Annotated in this window: 19 protein-coding genes; 10 read left to right on the forward strand and 9 right to left on the reverse strand. The window is 46.9% G+C overall.

Annotated features, from left to right (window positions below):
- The first annotated feature begins 207 nt into the window (after positions 1-207).
- From GO755_RS24070 to GO755_RS24080, 3 genes are all read left to right on the forward strand, one after another.
- Positions 208-1,491, forward strand: a complete 1,284-nt coding sequence (locus GO755_RS24070; protein WP_157587849.1) for a TolC family protein — start codon at positions 208-210, stop codon at positions 1,489-1,491.
- Between the two features lie 2 nt (positions 1,492-1,493).
- A complete protein-coding gene (locus GO755_RS24075; RefSeq protein WP_157587850.1) occupies positions 1,494-2,453 on the forward strand; it encodes an efflux RND transporter periplasmic adaptor subunit in 960 nt (319 codons plus the stop codon).
- Between the two features lie 75 nt (positions 2,454-2,528).
- Positions 2,529-5,711 carry an efflux RND transporter permease subunit gene (locus tag GO755_RS24080; protein WP_157587851.1) on the forward strand — a complete coding sequence of 1,061 codons (3,183 nt, stop codon included), beginning with the start codon at positions 2,529-2,531 and terminating at the stop codon, positions 5,709-5,711.
- A 106-nt stretch (positions 5,712-5,817) separates the two neighbouring features.
- Here the strand turns inward: GO755_RS24080 and GO755_RS24085 are convergent, their stop codons facing one another.
- From GO755_RS24085 to GO755_RS40980, 3 genes are all read right to left on the reverse strand, one after another.
- Positions 5,818-6,540, reverse strand: a complete 723-nt coding sequence (locus GO755_RS24085; protein ID WP_317165950.1) for an RluA family pseudouridine synthase — start codon at positions 6,538-6,540, stop codon at positions 5,818-5,820.
- 143 nt (positions 6,541-6,683) lie between these two features.
- Complete coding sequence (gene rpmB / locus GO755_RS24090) at positions 6,684-6,923, reverse strand: 50S ribosomal protein L28 (protein WP_157587852.1); 240 nt, start codon at positions 6,921-6,923, stop codon at positions 6,684-6,686.
- A gap of 66 nt (positions 6,924-6,989) precedes the next feature.
- Positions 6,990-7,154, reverse strand: a complete 165-nt coding sequence (locus GO755_RS40980) for a DUF5522 domain-containing protein (protein ID WP_198174911.1) — start codon at positions 7,152-7,154, stop codon at positions 6,990-6,992.
- 87 nt (positions 7,155-7,241) lie between these two features.
- Between GO755_RS40980 and rocD the strand changes: the two genes are divergently transcribed.
- Together rocD and GO755_RS24100 are read left to right on the forward strand one after the other, a co-directional pair.
- On the forward strand, positions 7,242-8,495 hold the full coding sequence (rocD, locus tag GO755_RS24095; RefSeq protein WP_157587853.1) for an ornithine--oxo-acid transaminase: 1,254 nt from the start codon (positions 7,242-7,244) through the stop codon (positions 8,493-8,495).
- Entirely contained in the window at positions 8,470-9,204 is a 735-nt protein-coding gene (locus GO755_RS24100; RefSeq protein ID WP_157587854.1) for a hypothetical protein, read from the forward strand. Before rocD ends, GO755_RS24100 begins: the two co-directional genes overlap by 26 nt.
- A gap of 55 nt (positions 9,205-9,259) precedes the next feature.
- Here GO755_RS24100 and GO755_RS24105 read toward each other — a convergent pair whose 3' ends face one another.
- The 5 genes from GO755_RS24105 to GO755_RS24125 all read right to left on the reverse strand — a co-directional run bounded on the left by GO755_RS24105 (position 9,260) and on the right by GO755_RS24125 (position 14,044).
- A complete protein-coding gene (locus tag GO755_RS24105) occupies positions 9,260-10,318 on the reverse strand; it encodes a M48 family metalloprotease (protein WP_157587855.1) in 1,059 nt (352 codons plus the stop codon).
- Positions 10,319-10,405: 87 nt separating this feature from the next.
- Entirely contained in the window at positions 10,406-11,431 is a 1,026-nt protein-coding gene (locus GO755_RS24110; protein WP_157587856.1) for a WD40/YVTN/BNR-like repeat-containing protein, read from the reverse strand.
- A 34-nt stretch (positions 11,432-11,465) separates the two neighbouring features.
- On the reverse strand, positions 11,466-12,833 hold the full coding sequence (locus GO755_RS24115; protein ID WP_157587857.1) for a sensor histidine kinase: 1,368 nt from the start codon (positions 12,831-12,833) through the stop codon (positions 11,466-11,468).
- An 80-nt stretch (positions 12,834-12,913) separates the two neighbouring features.
- Positions 12,914-13,600 carry a response regulator gene (locus GO755_RS24120; protein WP_157587858.1) on the reverse strand — a complete coding sequence of 229 codons (687 nt, stop codon included), beginning with the start codon at positions 13,598-13,600 and terminating at the stop codon, positions 12,914-12,916.
- Positions 13,601-13,801: 201 nt separating this feature from the next.
- Positions 13,802-14,044 (reverse strand): type B 50S ribosomal protein L31, encoded by a 243-nt coding sequence (locus GO755_RS24125; RefSeq protein ID WP_157587859.1) that lies wholly within the window; start codon positions 14,042-14,044, stop codon positions 13,802-13,804.
- Between the two features lie 610 nt (positions 14,045-14,654).
- On the opposite strand from GO755_RS24125, the gene GO755_RS24130 reads away from it, so the two are divergent.
- Positions 14,655-17,135: a ribonucleoside-diphosphate reductase subunit alpha gene (locus GO755_RS24130; RefSeq protein WP_157587860.1), complete on the forward strand. Its 2,481-nt coding sequence runs from the start codon at positions 14,655-14,657 to the stop codon at positions 17,133-17,135.
- Between the two features lie 196 nt (positions 17,136-17,331).
- Positions 17,332-17,637 carry a hypothetical protein gene (locus GO755_RS24135; protein WP_157587861.1) on the forward strand — a complete coding sequence of 102 codons (306 nt, stop codon included), beginning with the start codon at positions 17,332-17,334 and terminating at the stop codon, positions 17,635-17,637.
- A 48-nt stretch (positions 17,638-17,685) separates the two neighbouring features.
- Here the strand turns inward: GO755_RS24135 and GO755_RS24140 are convergent, their stop codons facing one another.
- On the reverse strand, positions 17,686-19,329 hold the full coding sequence (locus GO755_RS24140; protein WP_157587862.1) for an amidohydrolase family protein: 1,644 nt from the start codon (positions 19,327-19,329) through the stop codon (positions 17,686-17,688).
- A 138-nt stretch (positions 19,330-19,467) separates the two neighbouring features.
- Between GO755_RS24140 and GO755_RS24145 the strand changes: the two genes are divergently transcribed.
- The 3 genes from GO755_RS24145 to GO755_RS24155 all read left to right on the forward strand — a co-directional run bounded on the left by GO755_RS24145 (position 19,468) and on the right by GO755_RS24155 (position 22,347).
- Complete coding sequence (locus GO755_RS24145) at positions 19,468-21,054, forward strand: M20/M25/M40 family metallo-hydrolase (protein WP_227687061.1); 1,587 nt, start codon at positions 19,468-19,470, stop codon at positions 21,052-21,054.
- Between the two features lie 71 nt (positions 21,055-21,125).
- A complete protein-coding gene (locus GO755_RS24150; protein WP_157587863.1) occupies positions 21,126-21,731 on the forward strand; it encodes a DUF1684 domain-containing protein in 606 nt (201 codons plus the stop codon).
- A gap of 172 nt (positions 21,732-21,903) precedes the next feature.
- Positions 21,904-22,347: a cold-shock protein gene (locus GO755_RS24155; protein ID WP_157587864.1), complete on the forward strand. Its 444-nt coding sequence runs from the start codon at positions 21,904-21,906 to the stop codon at positions 22,345-22,347.
- The last annotated feature ends 87 nt before the right edge of the window (positions 22,348-22,434 follow it).

Genomic DNA, 22,434 nt, shown 5'->3' on the forward strand with positions numbered 1-22,434 from the left:
TAAGGGATGAATTAGCTTTCTCAGCGTCTGATGTCAAAGCGAGCAACAGTAGGTATTATCTACTAAGTAGCTTTTTACATATATAAGTTTTATATCCAATTTTAAGCATTATGGGTGCTCGTGTTAAGTATATTTAACTAATTTTTAATTAAACTTTTTCGATATTGGCCCCCAAGAATTGTTACTTTGTTATGTTTTTACAAGCGAATGACGTTAAAAATTGCTTCATATTCTCTGTTGTTTCTTAGTTTGTTCCGTTTGTCTGCTTCGGCTCAGGCTACGTTAACCTTACGGCAGACTCTTCAACAAGTTCGTACCAATAGTCCAGCGCTTCGAGTAGAACGGCTGAATATCAGCGCAGCGCAGGCAGATCAGACTACCGCTAATTTGCGGCCCAATCCGGTTATCAATAACCAGACACTGCTCCAGCTGAAACCCACGCCCGGAGCCGAATCTGTTGGATTATTGAATCAGCAACGACGGCAGTTTTGGTTGCAGGCTACTAAAGAATTCGATATTTACAACAAGCGTACGTACCGTAATCGATTTGCTGAAGCCAATACAAATCTGGCTGTTCGGAGCGTGGCCGAAACCGAACGGAATGTACTGTTCGATGCCGCCAATCGATTTCTTGATGCCTGGTATGCCCGAATTCAATTAGCGTTGCTCCAACGTGCGAAAGCAAATGTGGACACACTGGTTCAACTGAATAAAGTGCGCCTTAAAGATTTGGTCATCACAAGCACCGATCTTACCAGAACACAATTGATTTCGGATCAATATGATATTCAAACGCGTACGGCTCAACAGGATTTGAGTAACCGGTTGAATGAATTACGCTTAGTGCTTGGAACAACCGATAGTATCAATGTCGCGATGAACGATTCTATCATTCTGCCGAACTTTACGATCCCATCCCGATTGTATCCGACGGTGAATGCTTCGGCAGATAGTTTGCTTCGATTGGCCTCTACTACCCGAACGGATGTGCGGGTTGCCGAAGCAAACATCGAATCGGCCCGCCGTAATGTTGATCTACAGCAAGTATTGGCTAAGCCACGGAACGAAGCTGGGTTGATCTGGAACCCGCAAAATGCTGTTCCCTATGCGGGTATATTTCTAACGCTTGAACTACCGTTCTATAACCGGAATCAGGGTGAAATTCAGAAGTCACGAGTGTTAGAAGATCAGGCGGGTCAGGCGGCTGCGCTGGTGCAGGCCCGAATCCGGTCGGAAGTTGAAACGGCTTACCAATCGTTCATGATCAGTCGCCAGAATATTGACCGCTATGCTGACATCCGGCGCGATGCTGATCGTGTGCTGGCGTCTGTGCGCTATGCTTACCTACGCGGAGCCACTACGCTGATCGACTTACTACAAGCCCAGACCTCCTGGTTCGATACGCAAACGGCTTATTACCAGACTCTATATACCTACCGTCAAAACTACGTTCGGCTGCTGTATGCAACCGGGCAGATCAACCAGTACTAAACATGAATCTTCGTCTTATATTAATTGGGCTGGCGTTTCTGGCAATGGCTTGTCACGAGAAACCCAAACCGGCAGTCAAATCAATACCGCGCCCGACAATAAGCACCGATGGTAGCCGGATTACGTTTCCTGACTCAGTGATGATGCGCTCGTTTACAACGCAGCCCGCCCGTTTGGCCACTATTCGTACTGATTTTTCGGCACCGGGCCATGTCGCGGCTATGGTGGTACGTTCAGTTGAAACACCCTCAGAGCGACTGGTGCTGTTCGATGATCCTGGCTTATCAGATAACTACACCGCTATCTTGCAGCATAGAAATAATATTCAAACCCAGAAGGGTAACCTGGACCGGGTAAAAGATTTACAGGCTCACGGGGCAGCGTCGGGCAAAGAGGTTATCGAGGCTCAAACCCAATTGGCCAATGAAGAAGCGGCCATCATTTCAGACGAGGCTACGCTGAAACTTGCCGGATTCGACCCCAAAGCCTTGCGTCTTGCCCGTCCAAACACAATTTTGGTCGTCTGCGAAATACCCGAAAATCAGTTTGGCAGTATTCGGCAGGGTTTGGTTTGTTCGCTCAATTTTACGGCCTTTCCCAACGAACGATTTGTCGGTAGAATCGACAATGTGAACGATTACGTAGATAATACCACCCGCCAGATTAAACTTCGTATTTCGGTTGCCAACCCAGATGGTCGACTCAAAGCAGGCATGTTTGCAACGGTGGAATTTGGGGTTACGGAAGGAAAGTTCATGACAGCCTCGCGCGATGCTGTTGTAACTGTGCAGGGGCGAGATTACGTCTTTGTACAAACGGGTCCGCAAGCCATAGAACGTCGGGCTGTGCAGCTTGGTCAACAGCGGGATGATCGCGTAGTTGTGCAAGGTGGTTTAAAAGAAAATGATCGGGTTGTAATTGCTAATGTGTTGCAATTGAAGGGATTAAGTTTTGGGTATTGATGGATGGGCTAAGCTTTTGCTGGCCCCGGTTCCTACTGTTAATAGCCAGATAATAGCTTAGTTCAGACGAAATAGATGATTCAGAAACTAATAACATTTTCCCTTAAAAATCGCTGGATCGTAGTCGGATTGGCTGTGGCAGTGATGGGCTTAGGGCTGTGGTGCTTCAAACTGCTGAAGATTGAAGCCTACCCAGATATTGCCGATACCAACGTTATCGTCATTGCTAAATATGATGGGCGGGCGGCTGAGGAAGTCGAGCAACAGGTTACGATACCCATTGAACGGGTACTCAATAGTGTACCGCACGTAACGGACCGTCGATCAAGGACTATTTTCGGTTTGTCGGTGGTGCAGCTGAATTTCGATGAAACTGTAACGGATTATTTTGCCCGGCAACAGGTTATTGAACGGCTTACGGGTGCGCAACTGCCTGATGGCGTTTCGCCCGAGTTGGCTCCTCTTACAACGGCGGTGGGGGAGATTTACCGGTACGTAATCGAAGCGCCGTCGAGCATGACGCCCATGCAACTGCGTGATTTGCAGGATTGGGTCATTATTCCACAATTACTACAAGTACCGGGTCTGGCTGATGTAACAACGTTTGGAGGCCCAATTAAGCAATTTCAGGTAATTCCGGACCCAGCGAAGCTACGGAAATATGACCTGACCTTGCAGGATGTGATCGAGGCTGTTCAAAAAAATAACCAGAATACAGGTGGTAACGTTATTTCGCGGGGTGGCCAGGGGTTTGCTGTTCGGGGGTTGGGTGCACTCAAAACACCTGACGATGTGCAACACATCGTTCTAAAAGCTAACGAAGGAGTACCCGTATTACTGCGCGATGTCGCCAGCGTTGAAATCAATCCACCATCGCCATCTGGTATTTTAGGGTATCGGATTCCTGATGAGCATTTGGATGTAATTGGCGCAACGGAAGGAATTGTCCTGCTGCGTCGGGGTGAAAATCCGAGTGAAGTCCTGGAATTGCTGAAAGAGAAAATAGCCGATCTCGAAGCGCGTGAATTACCTAAAGGCGTGCATTTGCGGATTCTTTATGATCGAGGCTTTCTGATCAATCATTCGCTCGAAACGGTTGCGCACACACTCATTGAGGGAATCTCTATTGTAGCCATTCTGCTCGTATTGTTTTTGGGTAGTTTACGAGCAGCTCTAGTCGTTACGGTTACGATTCCATTCTCATTACTATTTGCCTTCATTCTAATGAAGCTGGTCGGGATTCCGGCTAACCTGCTCTCACTGGGGGCTATTGATTTCGGGATTATTGTAGACGGTGCCAGCGTCATGGCCGAGCACCTCATTCGACGGTATCGAGCCTCCGGACCCGCCGACCGGAATCAGGGCATCATAAATGTCACGGCCCGTTCGGCGGGCGAAGTAGCGCGGGAGATTTTCTTTTCCGTTACCATCATTATTCTGGCATACATGCCTATTTTATTGATGCAGCGTGTTGAGGGAAAGCTATTTAGTCCAATGGCCCTAACCTTATCATTTGCCGTAATTGGTTCGCTAATCTGCGCCTTAACCGTTATTCCGGTGCTGATCTCGTTTGCCTTTCGTAAGGTACTTGCGCCTGATGGGAAGCCGCTTAAAGAACATAAAAACTTTTTGCTTTCGCCTTTAGAACGAGGCTATCAATGGCTCCTCAAGTCTACCTTAATGAAGGTGCCTGGAATGGTAGTCGGCGTTGGAATGGCGATTGTACTAGTCATGATTGGCTTCGGTGTAAAACTCGGTACTGAGTTTTTGCCCGAACTTGACGAAGGGTCTATCTTCATGCGGGCATTTATGCCATCGGGTATAACGATTCAGGAAAACGCCAAGATCTCCCCCAAAATTCGAGATATTATTAGTGAATATAAACCCGTCAGTTTTGTCATTACGCAGGCAGGTCGGAACGACGATGGTACCGACCCATTTCCAACTGACCGAACTGAAATCCTGATCGGTTTGAAAGACTATAGTACCTGGTCGGATACGATTTCGAAGAAAGAAATTGTACGGTCGATGCAGAGTAAATTGCAGGAGGCATTTCCAGGAGCTTTCTTCTCGTCGGGCCAGCCCATTATTGACCAGGTAATGGAAATTGTTACAGGTAGCGCTGCTGATTTGGCTATTTCTGTCGTCGGCAATGACCTAACCCTGATGCGAACCAAGGCCGACAGTATTGCCGCTTTAGTGAAGGGCATGAATGGGGCTGTATCCGTAAATATTGAGCAGGAAGGCCCTCAGGATCAATTAGCTATCAAAATTAATCGTCCTGCTGCTGCTCGGTACGGTATCAATGTGGCCGAAATCGAAAATATGATCGAAGCGGCTATTGGTGGGAAAGCCATTGGTTCCATCTACGACGAAGCCAAACGCTACGACATTGTTGTACGATTTACCCCCGAAAGCCGGGGCAGTATTGATGCCATTCGTCTTCTCCAGGTTCCTTCGGCAACGGGTGCATTGATTCCAATGAGTGAACTGGCCGACATTCGCTACGTACAAGGGCAGACGAATATTTACCGCATTAACGGTAAGCGGATGGTCACGGTTCGAACCAATATTCGTGGTCGCGACCAGGGCGGTTTCGTGAAAGAAATCAGTCAAAAAGTGCGCGAACACGTTAAAATTCCAGAAGGCTACAGCGTTATCTACGGCGGACAGTACGAAAATCTAGAACGTGCAGGAGGTCAGTTAATTATCTCCATTCCCCTGACCATTGTGGTTGTATTTCTCTTCCTGTTTATGCTTTACGGAAACGTCCGCGACACGCTGCTAACGCTAACCTGTCTGCTGTTTGCATTAGGAGGAGGCATTGGTGCCTTGCTATTGCGGGGGTACAACTTCAATGTCTCGGCTGGAGTTGGCTTCGTGTCGATTTTCGGGATTTCGGTAATGGCGGGTGTCTTGCTGGTATCTGCGTTGAACCGCAACCTGATCAATAACCCGAAGTCATTGCTGGAGATTACCATTGAAACGGCTCAGGAGCAGTTTCGCGCCATAATGGCCATTATGGTCGTTGCAATTATTGGTCTCGTACCGGCGGCTATTTCGAGTGGGATCGGTTCCGATGTACAGCGCCCACTGGCTACGGTAATTATTGGCGGCCTAACGACAACGCTGTTTTTTGCCCCACTGATTATTCCTCCTCTGTTTTATATCGTTAACCGTCGTCGCCCGCGCCCAACGCCACTAGATTCAACTGGCCATCACATACCCGAACCGATTGAGGAAGGAACGGAGATTTGAGATTGAGAGATAATGGAACTCAGATGACGCTGATTTAGTAGATTAACACTGATTCTATCCGCGAAAATCTGCTAAATGAGCGTCATCTGCGCTCCATTTATACTTTTCAGGCAAACTTCTCTAACTGCTTTACCAGAACGCCAAAGTCTTTGGGGTAGGGGGCTACGAATGTTTGTTCCTCACCATCCAGCAACGTAAACGTCAGCGAATAAGCATGAAGGGCAACGCGCTGAATTAGAGGAAGTTCTTCAGTACCTTCCTTTAAATTGAATTTACGCTTCACTTCTGATAGATAGACGGGCTTCCCGCCATAAGTCGCATCATTGACGATGGGCGCTTTCAGGCACATTAAATGCACGCGAATCTGGTGCATTCGCCCCGTGACGGGCATACACTCCACTAATGTCGTTGTTCGATAAGCTTCTAGCGTATTGAAAATCGTTTCGGCAACTTTTCCCTTTTCACGATCAATTCGAACAGCTGTGCCGTCTTTAATCGGTGAAATAGGCAGATATACTGAAATACCCTCGAAGTTATGTACGCCATTCGTTACAGCATGATACCGCTTTGTGACTTCGCGGTGCTCAAATTGCATAGCCAGATGCCGGTAAGCGTCTGGATTTTTGGCAATCGCTAAAATACCCGATGTTTCTTTATCTAAGCGATGGCCAAGCTGAGCATCAGCATTATACGCTTTAGCCATGCGTATAATGCTTTGTCCAGTTCGGTCGGGCGTACGCTCATCAAGTGATGCAACATGGGGCGGCTTATTGATCAGGATATAATCCTCATTTTCGAAAACAATGAGGTCTTCAAAATTTAGTTTCACGTGTGATAAGTTACTAAGTTGGTACGTTAGTAAGTATTGGTCAATGCGTCAGCCATTTACTGACTTATTACTTACTAACTATAATCAAACACAAAAAGCCTCCTCCTTACCGGAAGAGGCTTGATGAACTATCTAACGAAAAATTACAGCGTCAGCGTACCGCGCTCGTAAGCCTTCTGAAGCGTAGCTTCCAGACCGTTTTTGTTGATGGTTTTAATGGCCGATGTAGCCACTTTCAACGTAATCCATTCGCCGGTTGATTCAACGAAGAACCGCTTCTTTTGCAGGTTCGGGAAGAATTTACGTTTGGTTTTATTATTAGCGTGAGAAACGTTGTTCCCCGTGCGTGTGCGCTTTCCTGTGATTTGACAAACTCTGGCCATTACCGTACTCGTTTTCCGTATGAGGGCGCAAAATTCGCTAAATAATTCATAATCTGCAAGTCGTTCCTACTTTTTTTTGAATCCATAGGGACAATGACGGCATCCATTCTGACAACAATGCCCCCGTTTAAGATGATATTTAGCAGTAAAAACTACATATCCTTCGGGCGTATAGTAATAGTCATCATCCGCTAACCCGGGGATTTTTTTCCTTGGCGGTTGAGATTGCATGGTTTTGGGCGTCTGTCGAAGAAACTGTATTTTTGGAAACAAACGGTCGGCCTGGCTGATTGGTTGCAGATTTTAACCGCTTTTATTATGATAATCGAACCAACAAAGTCTATCTCCGCTGCTGATAAGGCAATGGAGTTGGAATGGCATTACGGTGCCCACAATTATCATCCCATTCCGGCGGTATTAACCCGGGGCGAAGGCGTCTTCGTTTGGGATGTAGATAATAAACGATATTTTGACTTCCTATCGGCTTATAGTGCTGTAAGTCAAGGCCATTGCCATCCGCGTATTATTAATGCGATGATCCAGCAAGCCCAACGGTTAACCTTGACGTCACGAGCTTTCTATAATGACAAAACTGGCCTCTGCGAAAAATTCCTCTGCGAATACTTCGGTTTCGACAAAGCCTTACTTATGAACTCGGGTGCCGAAGGGGGTGAAACAGCATTGAAGTTGACTCGAAAATGGGCGTATAAAGTTAAAGGGATTCCGCAAAATCAGGCTAAAGTGGTGTTTGCCGCCGGAAACTTCTGGGGCCGGACGCTGGCGGCTATTTCGTCGTCAACAGACTCAAGCAGCACCAATGATTTCGGGCCTTTACTGCCGGGTTATATTGTTATTCCCTATGACGACCTCAATGCACTGGAAGATACGTTCAAAAGCGATCCGAATATTGCCGGTTTTATGGTTGAACCAATCCAGGGCGAAGCGGGCGTAGTAGTGCCACATGAAGGCTACCTGCGGGGTGTGCGTGATTTATGCACGAAATACAACATCTTGTTCATTGCCGACGAAGTACAGACAGGAATCGGACGTACAGGCAAGCGCATTGCCTGCGATCATGAAGGTGTCAAACCGGACTTGCTCGTATTAGGCAAAGCGCTCTCAGGGGGAACGATGCCCGTATCGGCAGTGCTGACGTCCGATGAAGTAATGTTGACTATTAAGCCTGGTGAACATGGTTCAACGTATGGAGGAAATCCGTTAGCCTGTGCCGTGACAATGGAGGCACTTCAGGTAGTCGATGATGAGAAGTTGACCGAAAACGCGGCTGCCATGGGCGAAATTTTCCGTGCGCGGATGACGGCATTAATTCAGGAAACAGATCTCGTAAAATCAGTGCGGGGTAAAGGATTGCTCAACGCCATTGTCATTACGGAGCGCCCTGACCTAGGCGATGAAACAGCCTGGGAAATTTGCCTGAAACTAAAAGATAATGGCTTACTAACAAAGCCAACTCACGGCGATAAAATCCGCTTTGCTCCACCACTAGTGATCAATGAAGAGCAAATGCACGAAGCCTGCGACGTGATTGAGAAGACAATTCTGGCGTTTTAAACTAGCTGTTCCTTTTCTACGTGCAGAAAAGGAACAGCTAGTTTTGTGTATTTTAATTCAATTGTTGATTACATTTGCCCGTATGACACCGGACAAGCGCCTTAACCAATTAGAGCCAATAGTAGCTGATGTACTTCAGAAGGTTGATCGCCTGATTGAAGGAAACGGCCAGATTATTAACGAGGTATCTAAAATACCTGGCATTGAGAAAAAAGTCAATGTGATTGCCACAGGTTTGGCTGAACTGACTATTGATGTTCAGGAGGGATTTGCCAACATCCGCCAAGAGATTTCTCAAGTTGACGATAAAATTTCACGAGTTGATGAGAATATTCGTCAGGAAATCTCTAAAGTTGATAATAAAATCTCCAGGGTAGACGAGAACATTCGGCAAGAGCTATCCCGAGTTGACGATAAAATCTCCAGAGTTGACGAAAGCATTCGGCAAGAGATATCTCGAGTTGACGATAAAATTTCCAGGATAGACGAGAACATTCGGGAGGAGATCTCCCGAGTTGACGATAAAATTTCTAGGGTAGACGAGAATATTCGGCAGGAGATATCCCGAGTTGATAATAATATTTCCAGGGTCGATGAAAATATTCGGCAGGAGATTTCCAAAGTTGATGGTAAGGTTGATGATTTGCGATTCGAAATGAATCAACGATTCGACCAACTCGTCACGCTTATTCAAGGCCGATTGAAATAAAGCTTTAGCTGAAAAGCAAAAAAGGCAGAATGAGCAATTGCTCATTCTGCCTTTTTTACTGCACTGGTTGGCCATTTCTAAATGTAGCGGCTATTTTATCGCCATCCGCAAAATAGTAGGTTCCTTTGCCATTTGGGACGTTATTCTGAAACCAGCCTGCGTATTTATCGCCATTGCGATAGTAATACACACCATAGTCAGAACGCAGATTATCCCGAAAATTACCCTTATATTTTATTTTGCCATCGGCGTAATATTCAGTGCCTTCGCCATGCTTGTCGCCTTCTTCAAATTCCCCGGCATATCGCTCACGAGTTGGATAAACGAATACGCCCGTTCCATCCTGACAGTCGCCTGACACGCAGCCAACTGTCGCCCGTGTACTGGACCGCTGAACAGGAGCTTGGGGAGCAACAACTGGTCGGGAGGTGGTGGCCAAATTAGTGTTGGTCGTCATGGGCTTCGGAGCCATAGCGGTTGGTGTTTTTACCGCCGTACGACTTTTAGGGTACATGGCTTCGGCTTCCAGCCAACCTTTCTGAATAGCCTCAATACGAGCCGGTTTGGCAGGGTGCGTTGAGGTTGCATGTTCATTTCCAAGCGCTTTTACCGCCACGGTAGCTTCTTCCAGCGATGCGCCTAACTGGTGTAATACAAAGCCCGAAAACTTGTCGGCTTCAATTTCCTTTATCGGCTGACCTCCCCGTCCGTCAATTGTATGTCCCTGTAAATGGTGGCCAATTTCGTGCGCCATGATGCTGATGGCCGACCAGTCGGTCTCAGTCTCTTCCTCGATTTGCGCCATGAAGGCACCATCATAAACAATAAATCGCTGGCCTTTCAGGACGGTTGCAAAGCAGTTGTCGGTGTTGGAGCACTCGATGACTTTGAAATTACGTAATAAGCCAATAGGCTTTAGAATCCGATCGACAACGCGTTCAGCATGGACGTTGGATGACGTTGTTGGCGTACAAATGACATCAGGGGAAACATTACCACCTGTGTAACTACAAATAAACGTGCCGGGACTACTGGGAATCTGGGCTGATAGCGGGTTAACGAAGGCTACCGATAATGACAGAATAGATAAAGATAAAGCCGCTCTCACAGGCATAACCGAATCGGGTTAATCGTTCAACACGGCTGAATAACGAACGGAATTAGGCTGCTATTTTGGCGAGGTTGGTAAAGTTTTTAGACTTTACTTAAATTGTTGCACGGCAACCTTTCCTTTCGTACCCACGGCATAGCAAGTGCCTTTTGCACAACCCATTGAATGAAAGCCTTCTGTATCGAGTTGTTGCCAGGTTTGCCCCTGATCGGCAGATAAGCTCGTGCCTGATGGACCAACAGTCAGTAACCGATCACCAGGGAGTAGCGCAACGGCTTCTTTGAGGCCAGGCGGATTGGTTTGGGCAACAAGCTGCCAGGTTTGACCACCGTCGCGGGTAATGGCAGCATTTGGGCCAGGCTGTTGCTCCTGCTTGTAATTGCCTCCTACAACCATTCCAATTTTATCGCTGAAAAAATGCATTCCGAACAGACCAGTTGCTTCGCCGGCAGGCAAAGGGGTGTTCGTTACATTCCAGGTCTTCCCACGATCGCCGGAACGGAATACTCGCCCATAGCGTCCACCACCCGATGCAATCCAGACGTTCCGCTTCCCATGTACAACCAGGCTGGTGCCGCTGGCTGCAAAAGCCGCTTCATTGGGTTCCATAAGGGGTAAGGTACCGGGAGAAACGGGCTGCCAGGTTTTTCCACCATCGTCGGTAGTCAGGATAAACCATTTATTATCAATGGGATCGCTAAATATAATCCCATGTTGATTATCCCAAAAATCGATTCCGTCGAAGAATACCCCCTGCTGTTGAGTTTGATACAGTAGCGTCCATGTATGACCGGCGTCGCTGGTTTTATACATGCGAGCCTGACCTTTTTCGGCAGGACCAGCACTCATAAAGTAAGCAGTCTGAGCATCAACGGCATGTACATCACGAAAATCGCAGGTTTGCGCATCAGGGATTGTGCCTGTTTGCCAGGTTTTTCCACCATCGGCCGTTCGGACAAATGTACCTTTTGTTCCACCAATCCAGGCAACATCAGGGCTAGCAACGCTTACTGCCCGGAAACTGGCATCGGTGCCAACGGTTTGCAGTTGCCACTGGGCAAAGCTGCTGAAAGTGGCTAATAAGCTTACTGTCAGCAGGCAGAACAATTGATTCATAGGTTTGTAAATTAAATTCTGTTGGTTTTAACAATCATATATGAGGAAGTGAAATCGTAAATGTGCTTCCCTCTCCTAATTGACTCTCAACAACCATCGTTCCATGATGGAGTTCAATCAGTTTCGCACAAATAGATAATCCAATGCCGAAACCCTGATAATTCAGGGCATTTGTGGCCCGATAAAACGGCTCAAAAATATGGGCCTGGTCGTGTGCCGAAATCCCAATTCCTTTATCCTGAATCGCAATCCGACAATAGCGACTATCGGTACCAATACGTACTTGAGCTGTGTGATCAGGGGAATATTTACAGGCGTTATCGAACAAGTTGAGAAGTACCTGTTTCAGCAACTCTTCATTTGCTTTAACGAGCGTTTCGGTTTCGGTTTCTGGCATATTGCTGTAATCAACAGCTATTCGATATCTGGGCTTGGCACTTACCAACTCATCTTTGGCCAGAAAAACCACATCATCGACACGGATGGTCCGAAAAGAGACCTGATTGCTCGTTTCCAGGGTTCGGGCCAGCAGCAATAAACTATTGGTTAAGCCGATGAGTCGGTCGGTGTCCGATAGCAGGTTGGTTAATATTTCTTTGTACTCAGGTACCGTCAGCGACCGACGTAAACCCAGTTGAATTTCTGATTTCAATGCAGCTAAAGGTGTTCGAAGTTCATGCGAAGCATGCGATACAAAACTTCGCTGTTGCTCAAATGCCTGATGTAATCGATGCATAACATCATTGAAATTCATTGCCAGTCGGGCAATCTCATCCTGCCGATTGCCTTCGTCCAGTCGTTGCTGAAGATTACGGGCTGTAATGGTTGATACCTGCTGATTAATTTGACTGATGGGCCGTAGCGACTGACCAGCAAAGAAGATACCCAGGCCGATGGTGAGGCCGATGCCAGCCAATAACCCCCAGCCTAGCGTAAGTTGCAGGTTTTCTAGCTTACTTTTCCCAAACTGATCATAGGCAGAAGCCAGTACGACCAAATCGCGACCGTTCTGTTTGTAAAGCAATCCAACCAGTTCATTATGCCCGCTGAAGGTTTCAATCTCTTTTCGTTGCCGAACCTCATCCAGTAAGGTTGGCCGGAAATAAATAACCTGGTCATCAACACTCGAATAAATCAGGCGGTTCTTGGCATCGAAAATCAGTACTTTTTCATCAATGAGCGCAGTAAGTGTGTTGCGATCGATGATCTTGAGCAACTCTCGATCTACTTCTTTTACTTCGATCAAAAAGCGAACAGTAGTACGGGCTTTATTTTTAAGCCGATCATAAAATTCCTCCCGTCGATACGTAGCCGACACGATATAAATCAGTACCGAAAACACGACCAGAATAGAAGCTACAATGAGCGAAAACTGAAGGGCGATACGATTGCGAATGGTCATTAGCGTGGGGGTTGGGCAAGGAGCGGGGAGCGCGGGGCAGGGAGTAAAATGGTCAATAGCCTTTTCCCTGCTCCACGCAACTACTCCTCTTTCAATACATAACCCATGCCGGGCCGGGTATGAATTAATTTAGGTTCAAAGTCACGGTCGATTTTTTTACGCAGGTAGTTAACGTATACCTCCACGACATTTGTACCTGGATCGAAGTTAAGGTTCCAGACAGTTTCGGCAATATCCAATTTCGAGAGTACCCGTCCTTTGTTTCGGATAAGGTATTCCAGCAAAGCAAATTCACGAGCAGTCAGATCAATAAGCGTGCTGTCTCGTCGAACCTCTTTAAGGGTTAGATTAACGGTCAGGTTGGCCACCTGGCAGATATCCTCGGCAATAGCGTCATTGATAAATGCCGACCGTCGAAAGCAGGTAGCTACCCGCGCTACCAGCTCACGAAAATCAAAAGGTTTCACCAGATAATCGTCGGCACCCAGCCCTAATCCTTCTACTTTATCTTCGATTTCACCCAGCGCTGTCAGCATAATGATCGGCAGCTGCGGCTTCTCCATCCGAACGCTTCGGCATACCTCAAATCCACTTAAACCAGGCAAATTGATGTCTAAAATCAGCAGGTCGACACTAGATTGTAGAGCCATTTGGCGGCCATTAAATCCCTCGTACACAACCTCAGTCGCATAACCTTCTTCCTGAAGGCCCCGGCTAATATTCTGAGCAATTCGTCGGTCGTCTTCTATAATCAGGATTTTTTTCATGCTGTGCGGGTTGAGTCGAATTGCATTTGGGATTCGTTCGATTCTAGTAAGTTGTATACTAGAATCGAACGAATCCATAGAAACACTTAGTACAGCGTATTGAGCAAGGCACTAACGTAAAAACAGTTGAAATCTACTGCAAAAAAAACTCCCCTGCTACGATTGCCGCAACAGGGGAGTTTTGTATCGACTGGAAATACCTTACTTGGTACCGTACCGTTTGCGGAACTTGTCCACACGGCCAGCTGTATCGAGCAGCACGTTTTTGCCCGTATAGAAGGGGTGCGACTGCGAGCTAACCTCAATCTTAACGAGCGGATAGGTTTTGCCTTCGAACTCGACGGTGTCTCTGGTTTGAACTGTTGAGCGCGTCAGAAATTTATAGTCGCTCGACAGGTCGTGGAATACCACTTCGCGGTAATCCGGGTGAATGCCCTTTTTCATGATTATTCTAGTTTCTTGTCATCTTCTCGGTTTCCGACCGAAAAGGACTGCAAAGGTACGGCGTTTTATCAGGATTGCCAAGCCTTTTTATGGGTTCTTTTGGACCTTACTAACGAACCGATTAAAGTAGAACCGTTGCCTAATAATGAGGTAATAAACACTTGTTCTGGTTCGTCTTTCTTCATACATTTCCGAAGCAATACGCTTCCTTCATGGAATGGTGCTGCCGTAGTTTGGCCCACGTTCCAATCTATAAAATCGCTTTTTTAATTTCTTAGAATACCTCTCCGGTGGGGTATTGTTAAGTCACTAACGCTGACGGCTTAACAATTTCTTAACCTGCCAGCAGAGTTGAACGTTTCAAGGATTTGCTAAAACACCCGAACCTTCCGGGTTGCTTTTCCGTCTTTTTCAAAAGAACTTTAGAATTCCATCTCGCTAGATTTCAGAATAACGACTGAAGTCTGGTTTGTTTGGTTACTTATTGTCTTGCCGTCTGAACAGATGAAAATAAATTACCTCTATAATTAACCATCATACACTTAATCGTAACCGTAACATGTCCATTCTACAATCAACATTTTTCCATACTTAACTAGCCGAAATACGTATGTACGTTATCAAACGCGACGGTCGCCGGGAGTCCGTCAAGTTCGACAAAATCACTGCTCGCATCGAGAAACTGTGCTATGGCCTTGACCCTGCCTATGTTCAGCCTGTTGAAGTAGCTGTAAAAGTTGTGAGCGGTCTGTACGATGGTGTAAAAACCACCGAACTCGACAATCTGGCCGCCGAAACAGCTGCTTCCATGACGACCAAGCACCCCGATTACGCCATTCTGGCTGCTCGGATTGCTATCTCGAACCTACATAAGGAGACGAATAAATCGTTCTCCGGAACCATCAAGAAATTATATCAGTACGAAGATCCGAAAACCGGCGAAAATGCATCCCTGATCTCACGGGAGGTTTATGAAGTAGTACGCCAGCATGCTGCTTTGCTGGACTCAACGATCATTTATGACCGGGATTATGGCTATGATTACTTTGGCTATAAAACCCTTGAAAAATCATATTTGCTGAAACTCGATGGCCGAATTGCCGAACGCCCGCAACACATGCTGATGCGCGTAGCAGTTGGGATTCATATGGAAGATGTAGACGCGGCTATCGAGACCTATAATCTACTTTCTGAAAAGTGGTTTACCCATGCGACACCGACGCTCTTCAACGCCGGAACGCCAAAACCACAAATGTCGAGTTGCTTCCTGCTGACGATGAAGGACGACTCCATCGACGGGATTTACGATACGCTGAAACAAACCGCCAAGATTTCGCAATCGGCGGGCGGTATTGGCTTAAGCATTCACAATGTTCGCGCAACGGGCACCTATATTAAAGGTACCAACGGAACCAGCAACGGGATTGTACCGATGCTGCGCGTATTTAACGATACAGCTCGTTATGTAGATCAGGGTGGTGGTAAGCGTAAAGGTTCGTTTGCGATCTATCTGGAACCCTGGCATGCCGATGTATTTGACTTCCTGGACCTGAAAAAGAACTCTGGTAAAGAAGAAGGCCGTGCCCGCGATTTGTTCTACGCCCTCTGGACACCTGATCTGTTCATGAAGCGTGTAGAAGCCGACGACGTTTGGTCGTTGTTCTGCCCGCACGAGTGTCCCGGTCTGGCCGATTGCTATGGTGACGAATTTGAAGCCTTGTACGAGCGCTACGAACGTGAAGGCCGTGCCCGTAAGACGATAAAAGCGCAGGAATTGTGGTTCAAAATTCTGGAATCTCAAACTGAAACCGGTACGCCTTATATGCTGTATAAGGATGCAGCTAATAAGAAATCGAACCAGAAGAATCTGGGCACGATCAAGTCGTCGAACCTTTGCACGGAGATCATTGAGTACACCGCTCCCGACGAAATAGCAGTTTGTAATCTGGCGTCTCTTGCCCTACCGAAGTTCATTACGCGCGGCAAGGATGGTATCATGCGTTTCGATCACCAGAAGTTGTACGAAGTGACCAAAACGGCCACCCGCAACCTGAACAAGATCATCGACATCAACTATTACCCAGTTGAAGAAGCCCGTCGGAGTAACATGCGTCACCGGCCAATTGGCTTAGGTGTGCAGGGGCTGGCCGATGCGTTCATCATGCTGCGAATGCCGTTTGAATCGGAGGAAGCGCGTCGGTTGAACGAAGATATTTTCGAGACGATTTACTTTGGCGCGATGACTTCCTCGATGGAGCAGGCCAAAGAATACGGCCCATACGAAACCTGGAAAGGCTCGCCGATTTCGGAAGGTAAGTTCCAGTTCGATATGTGGGGAGTAAAACCAAAATCGGGTCGTTGGGATTGGGAAAGCCTGCGGAAGGAAGTTGTTGAACATGGCGTGCGCAACTCGCTGTTGCTGGCTCCGATGCCAACTGCATCAACCTCGCAGATTCTGGGCAACAATGAGTGCTTTGAACCGTACACAAGCAACATATACACCCGTCGCGTATTGTCGGGCGAGTTCGTTGTCGTGAACAAGCACCTGCTGAAAGATCTGGTGAAACTGGGTCTGTGGAATGACGCTATGAAGAACAACCTGATTCTGGCTAACGGCTCAGTACAGGCGATTCCGAACATTCCGCAAAACATCAAAGACCTCTACAAAACGGTTTGGGAGATTAAGCAGAAGCACATCATCGATATGGCCGCCGACCGGGGCGCGTACATTTGCCAGTCGCAGTCGCTGAACATCCATATTCAGGACTCAAACTTCGGCAAACTGACTTCCATGCACTTCTATGCGTGGAAAGCGGGCCTGAAAACAGGCATGTACTACCTCCGTACGAAAGCTGCCGCTGATGCCGTGAAGTTCACTGTTGTTCAGCCACAAGCCGAGCCTCAACTGGAAGCGGTCATGACCGAAGCCGTAACCGTCGAGAAACCCCTCGATTACGTACAGTACGCCAAGGAGCATGCCCAAAACACAACGCCACAGCCTGTGCCGATGGTAACGGATCTTGAACAACAATATGCCGCCATGACCTGCTCACTCGATGATCCAGAAGGTTGCGAGATGTGTGGATCATAGGCTGGATTGATACTTGAGAATTTATAACTCCCGGTTGTGCTTGACATGATCGGGAGTTGTGTTTTCTAGTTCGTTGAGTGTAGTTTGAACTATGCCCTGGCGTTATCCGGTCTCTGAGTATGGAAAATTGACTCTTGTCAACTCATACTTTATTATAGGTGTGTGGAATTGACGATATATACTCTGATTCGCAATCATGAAAAAACTTGTCCAATTACTGGTAATGCCTTCGCTTGTCTTGAGCTTGTTTGCGTGTGGTCAGCAGCCGCTGGACAAAAAATATACGAGTACAACCATGTGGTACGACATTCGGGTGGGATCAACGCCGAAAAACGATTCCTTAAACCACGAACTTTGCAGCCAGGCAGTTGCCGAAAATGCAAAGCATGGTATCAAAAATGAAGGTTTTACTTATCAGGAGTTGATTGATCAGGGATACGAGTTGCTAGCTAAAGCGCGCTCAAAGGCTTATGCTGATAGTTTGCGGGAAGTCCATAAGTAAGGGCGAGACTGGATTACATTAGATAATAAGACTACAGTGCTAAGTTTTTCACTTCAATAACTCCGCCAAATACGTCTTTACCAGATTGATGCGGGTTAAGTAAAGATGATCGTCGGATGAAAGCAGGCGAGTTCGACGGAGTTGCGGTAGGCGTAATACCTCACTAGCGTAGCGATCCATTAGCGCATCAACTTGAGTCAGGGATTTCTGTAAGTCAAAGTGTAGGGATGAATTGATACTCACCACTTTTTTCTCGGAAGCTCTCCCTTCAGAGGGTGGGATACGTTGATAATCGACGGATAAAGTGTTGATAAATAAGTCTTCGTCACCGTAGAGCACCCGGCCATTCACAATCGTACAACGTACTGAACTGTCATCTTGCATCTGTAAAGCCGTTAAAGCTGACTGCCGGGACGATTGTTTTCGTAAAATAAAGAAATCGGCGTTGTAACCCGTTTCGATAGCGCCCGCTTTTACATTTCCTAATGCAGTTGCCGGATTTTGGGTAACCATCGCCAGAAGTTGGGCATTACTGATGTTGAGAGATACGGCATCGCAGAAATGCCGGGCAAACTTCAGTTCATCCCAAACATGTTTACTACCGCTAGGTGCCCAGTCGGAACCCAGGCAAACATTGATGCCGTGATCCAGCAGCGTTTTTACGGGGATCGTGTCGCGGTACAGGATTAGGTTAGATACCGGCGACCAGACAATGCTGATATGATTGTCGCGCAGGAAGTCGAGTGTGGCCGGATCGGAATAATCTAGTCCACAGGCATGCGTAAGTGTTAAGTTCGCCGTTTTCAGAAATTCAGGATTGGGGAGTTGAGCAAGCGCCTTCCGAAACTCCGTAAACTCCCGACGACTGAATCCGTCGGGTTTGCCACGTTGTAGATAACCCGCTCGCCCTTCGGCGATGTGTGCAATAGAGGCATAATACCGATTGTTGCCGTTCTGGACAGACGCAAGAAAATCGTCGAAGCTGGGATGACGCATCATGGGCCAGGCTGAGGTGTCATCATTGGCATGCAGAGGGCTGCTGGGTGGATCGAAATTTGGCCCTGGTCTGACAAAATCGACGACTGAAAACACTTTTTTAGTGTCCGGAAGTCCAAGTTCATCGGGGTCGCCAGTATTTCGGACAATGAAGCTGGGCAGGCTTCCATTATTCTCTAATTTGATCGTCTGCTGAATGAGCGTAGTACCCCCTGCAACGGCTTGTAATTCAGTGATGACGCCGTGCATTTTCTGCACTTCGCTAATGGCCGATGCCATCGAAATAGCCGTAAGCGCTTCTTCTTTTTTCGTTGTAAGTGATTGAATAATAGGCTTTACGAACCCCATATAGTCGCTTACCCAGCGAGCTTCAATGTATTCTTTAAAGTTTTTGATCTCCTGAATGTATTGGTCATTAATGCGCCACTGGTACCGGTTGCTCCACACGGCCGGACTCTGCCAGAGCGGGAAAATATTGTATTCCGAATGGACGTGCAGGTTGATCAGACCCGGAAAAACGACCTCATCGTCAGCCAATTCCAACAGAATCAGATCGGGCAGTGAAAAGGGCACTTTGCCATCCTGAATGGCTCTGATTTTGCCATTCTGAACAAGGATAGTTTTGACAGACTCGCGGCCAGTTGAATCAACCACATTCCCCATGATGCATAACGGGTGGCCAGACGATGAGAACATAGTAATTCGTTGTCGTTTGTGTTTTTGTGGATAATCTACTATTTTATATTGTGTAAATAGGTATTCGAAGTAGATTAGTTGGTATTGTCGATTGGGTTTCCTTATTTAGGCGTGACGAGTATTGACCCACTTTCGACCATGACTGCCAGACAAATAGACACTTCAGGAAAAGACCGACAACGAACAAAGGCAGGTTTTGTACAACTAATTCGGGTGATTTGCTGGCTTAGTATGCTATATATGGCGCACCACGTTTCGGCTCAAAAACTGAGTGTTACCCAGATGGATGCATTGGTCGAAAAGCAGTTATGGCCCGCCATTGACGAACTCAGCGATTATGTATCGCTCCCGAATGACGCCGTCAATGCCGACGATATTCTCAAAAACATTTCCTGGACCGAAAAAGCATTTTCTAAACGAGGTTTTCAAACGACTGTTCTTAAAACCACCCATTTGCCGCTGGTTTTAGCTGAAAAAACCATTCCGAAGGCAACGCAGACCGTTTTGTTCTATTTTCATCTGGATGGCCAACCCGTTCGGCCCAGCGAGTGGAGCCAAAAAGACCCTTGGATAACTGTACTCAAAGAAAAAACAAGCGCTGGGGAGTATAAAGAATTAGGTGGCGATATACCAAAAACAGCTGTCAACAACGAGTGGCGTTTATTTGGTCGATCAACGTCCGATGACAAAGGGCCAATTATTATGATGCTGAAGGCGCTTGATATTGCGCAGACCGAGAAACAAACTCCGCCCTTTAACATCAAGATTATCATTGATACGGAGGAAGAGAAAGGCTCAGCAGGGTTAAAAAGCGCGCTGGACTCCTACAAAGACAAGTTGAAGGCCGATTACATGATTGTGATGGATGGCCCTATACACTCGTCCAATATTCCCACGTTGACCTTTGGTTGTCGGGGTAATGCCGGTTTCACCATGACAACCTATGGAGCCATTACGCAGCAGCATAGCGGTCATTTTGGCAACTACTCACCGAACCCGGCATTTCGGCTGGCCCGACTGATTACTTCTATGAAAGATGAGCAGGGGAGGGTACTGATTCCGGGTTTCTACGATGGGATAACGTTTGACGAAGCCACTAAGAAAATTATGGCAGCTGTACCCGATAACAAACAAGCCATCAACAAAACCTTGCAGATTGCCGACGAAGAAAAAGTAGGAGCCAATTATCAGGAGTCGCTTCAATATCCGTCGCTCAACATTCGGGGTATGAAGGCCGCTGTGGTTGGAAAAGGGTCAGGAACCATTATTCCCGAAGAAGCCGTGGCAAGTTTCGATATTCGGTTGGTGCCAGAAACGGATGGTAAACGGATGGTTGAGTTGGTTCGTAAACACATTGAAAAGCAGGGATTCAACGTGTTGGATCATGTCCCTACAGCAGAGGAGCGTCTGAAGTATTCCCAAATCGTTTTTTTTGAAGGAAACGCCGGGACGCCTGCCTTCCGAACCAACATCAACGAGCCCATGGGAAGCTGGCTTCGTAAAGCGGTTATGAGTGGGTTCGGGAAAGATCCGGTTATCATCCGGATTATGGGAGGAACTGTGCCAGTTGTTCCGTTTATTCAGGCGCTGAAAGTTCCGGCAGTAATTGTTCCATTAGTCAATATGGATAACAATCAGCATAGCCCAAACGAAAATCTACGGCTGGGAAATCTGCGTACGGGCATAAAAACCTGCCTGGCTATTCTGACTACGCCATTGCCATGACTCATTTTTGCCATTCTATGTTTGTCATTCCGACGCAGGAGGAATCTCAAAAATGCATATATTTATATAACATGAAAATCCTGCCACTTCTGTTTACGGTTCTATTCACTACGGCTACAGTCGCTCAAACACCCTTTGCGGAGCAGCTTGCCAAACACCGCGAGACCTACAAAAAGGATTTGCTGAAGTCGGCTGGTGGTCCGTTGAAATCGGAGGAGGATTTGTCGTTTGTACAGTTTTATGCGCCCGATTCGACGTACCGTGTAACAGCTACGGTACAATTGACACCCAAGGCAGAGCCGTTTGAGATGCCTACTTATAATGGAATGACAAGACCGCATGTGTCTTATGCAATCCTGTCGTTTGTGCTCGATGGCAAACCTCAGCAGTTGACCTTGTATCGAAATTTGAATGTTATTCGAATACCTGAGTATCGTGATTATTTATTTCTGCCATTCAAAGATGCGACGTCGGGAAAGGAAACCTATGGAGGTGGACGTTACATCGACTTTCGGACGGGCGACGTTCAAAATGGTCAGTTAACAATCGATTTCAATAAAGCCTACAATCCTTACTGCGCCTATTACGAGGGTTATCCTTGCCCGATTCCACCTAAACAGAATGAGTTATCGGTCTCCGTTGCTGCAGGAGAGAAAGTCTATGGTAAATCCCATTGATAGCCGGATGTGAATATTATTTCAAAGAAACAACTTATTCGGTTGATATAGGGTTGATTAAGTAGTGGGGTAATAACCCGCACGGATTGGCGGTGTGTCGTCGTAGCCCACCTCTCTGGAAATACATCCTGACGAACGCACGCAGGCTGATCTCACTTAATACCAATAAAGAATGGAGACATTTAGTAAAAAAGAAAAAGAAAAAGCAAGACAAAAAAAGAGAAAAGACAAAGAAGAAAAGCGCGGAGAACGGAAAGCAAATGCTCAAAAAGGGCAGGGGCTGGATGAAATGATGGCCTACGTGGATGAAAACGGGAATATAACCTCGACACCACCAGACCCAAGAAAGAAAAGAACGATCGATCAGGAGGATGTTCAGATCGGTGTATCTAAACAGGAAGCTGGCTCACCACAGGACACGGTGAGACAAGGTATTGTAAGTTTCTTCAATACATCAAAAGGGTACGGATTTATCCGGGACTTAAAGACCCAGGAAAGTATTTTCGTGCACATGAACGGTTTGATAGATCCCGTCAGCGAAAACGATAAGGTAACCTTCGACGTGACGAGGACTCCCAAAGGACTCAATGCAGTTGAGGTAAAAAAAGCTGTATAGACGAGCTTTGGCTGCTTGCTTGATAGACCATATTTGGTCAAATGACACTATTCGTTACTAAAAGGAGTTGTCTATGTAGACCAGGTG

Origin of the sequence: Spirosoma arboris (genome assembly GCF_009754945.1) — a bacterium.
GTDB lineage: Bacteria > Bacteroidota > Bacteroidia > Cytophagales > Spirosomataceae > Spirosoma > Spirosoma arboris.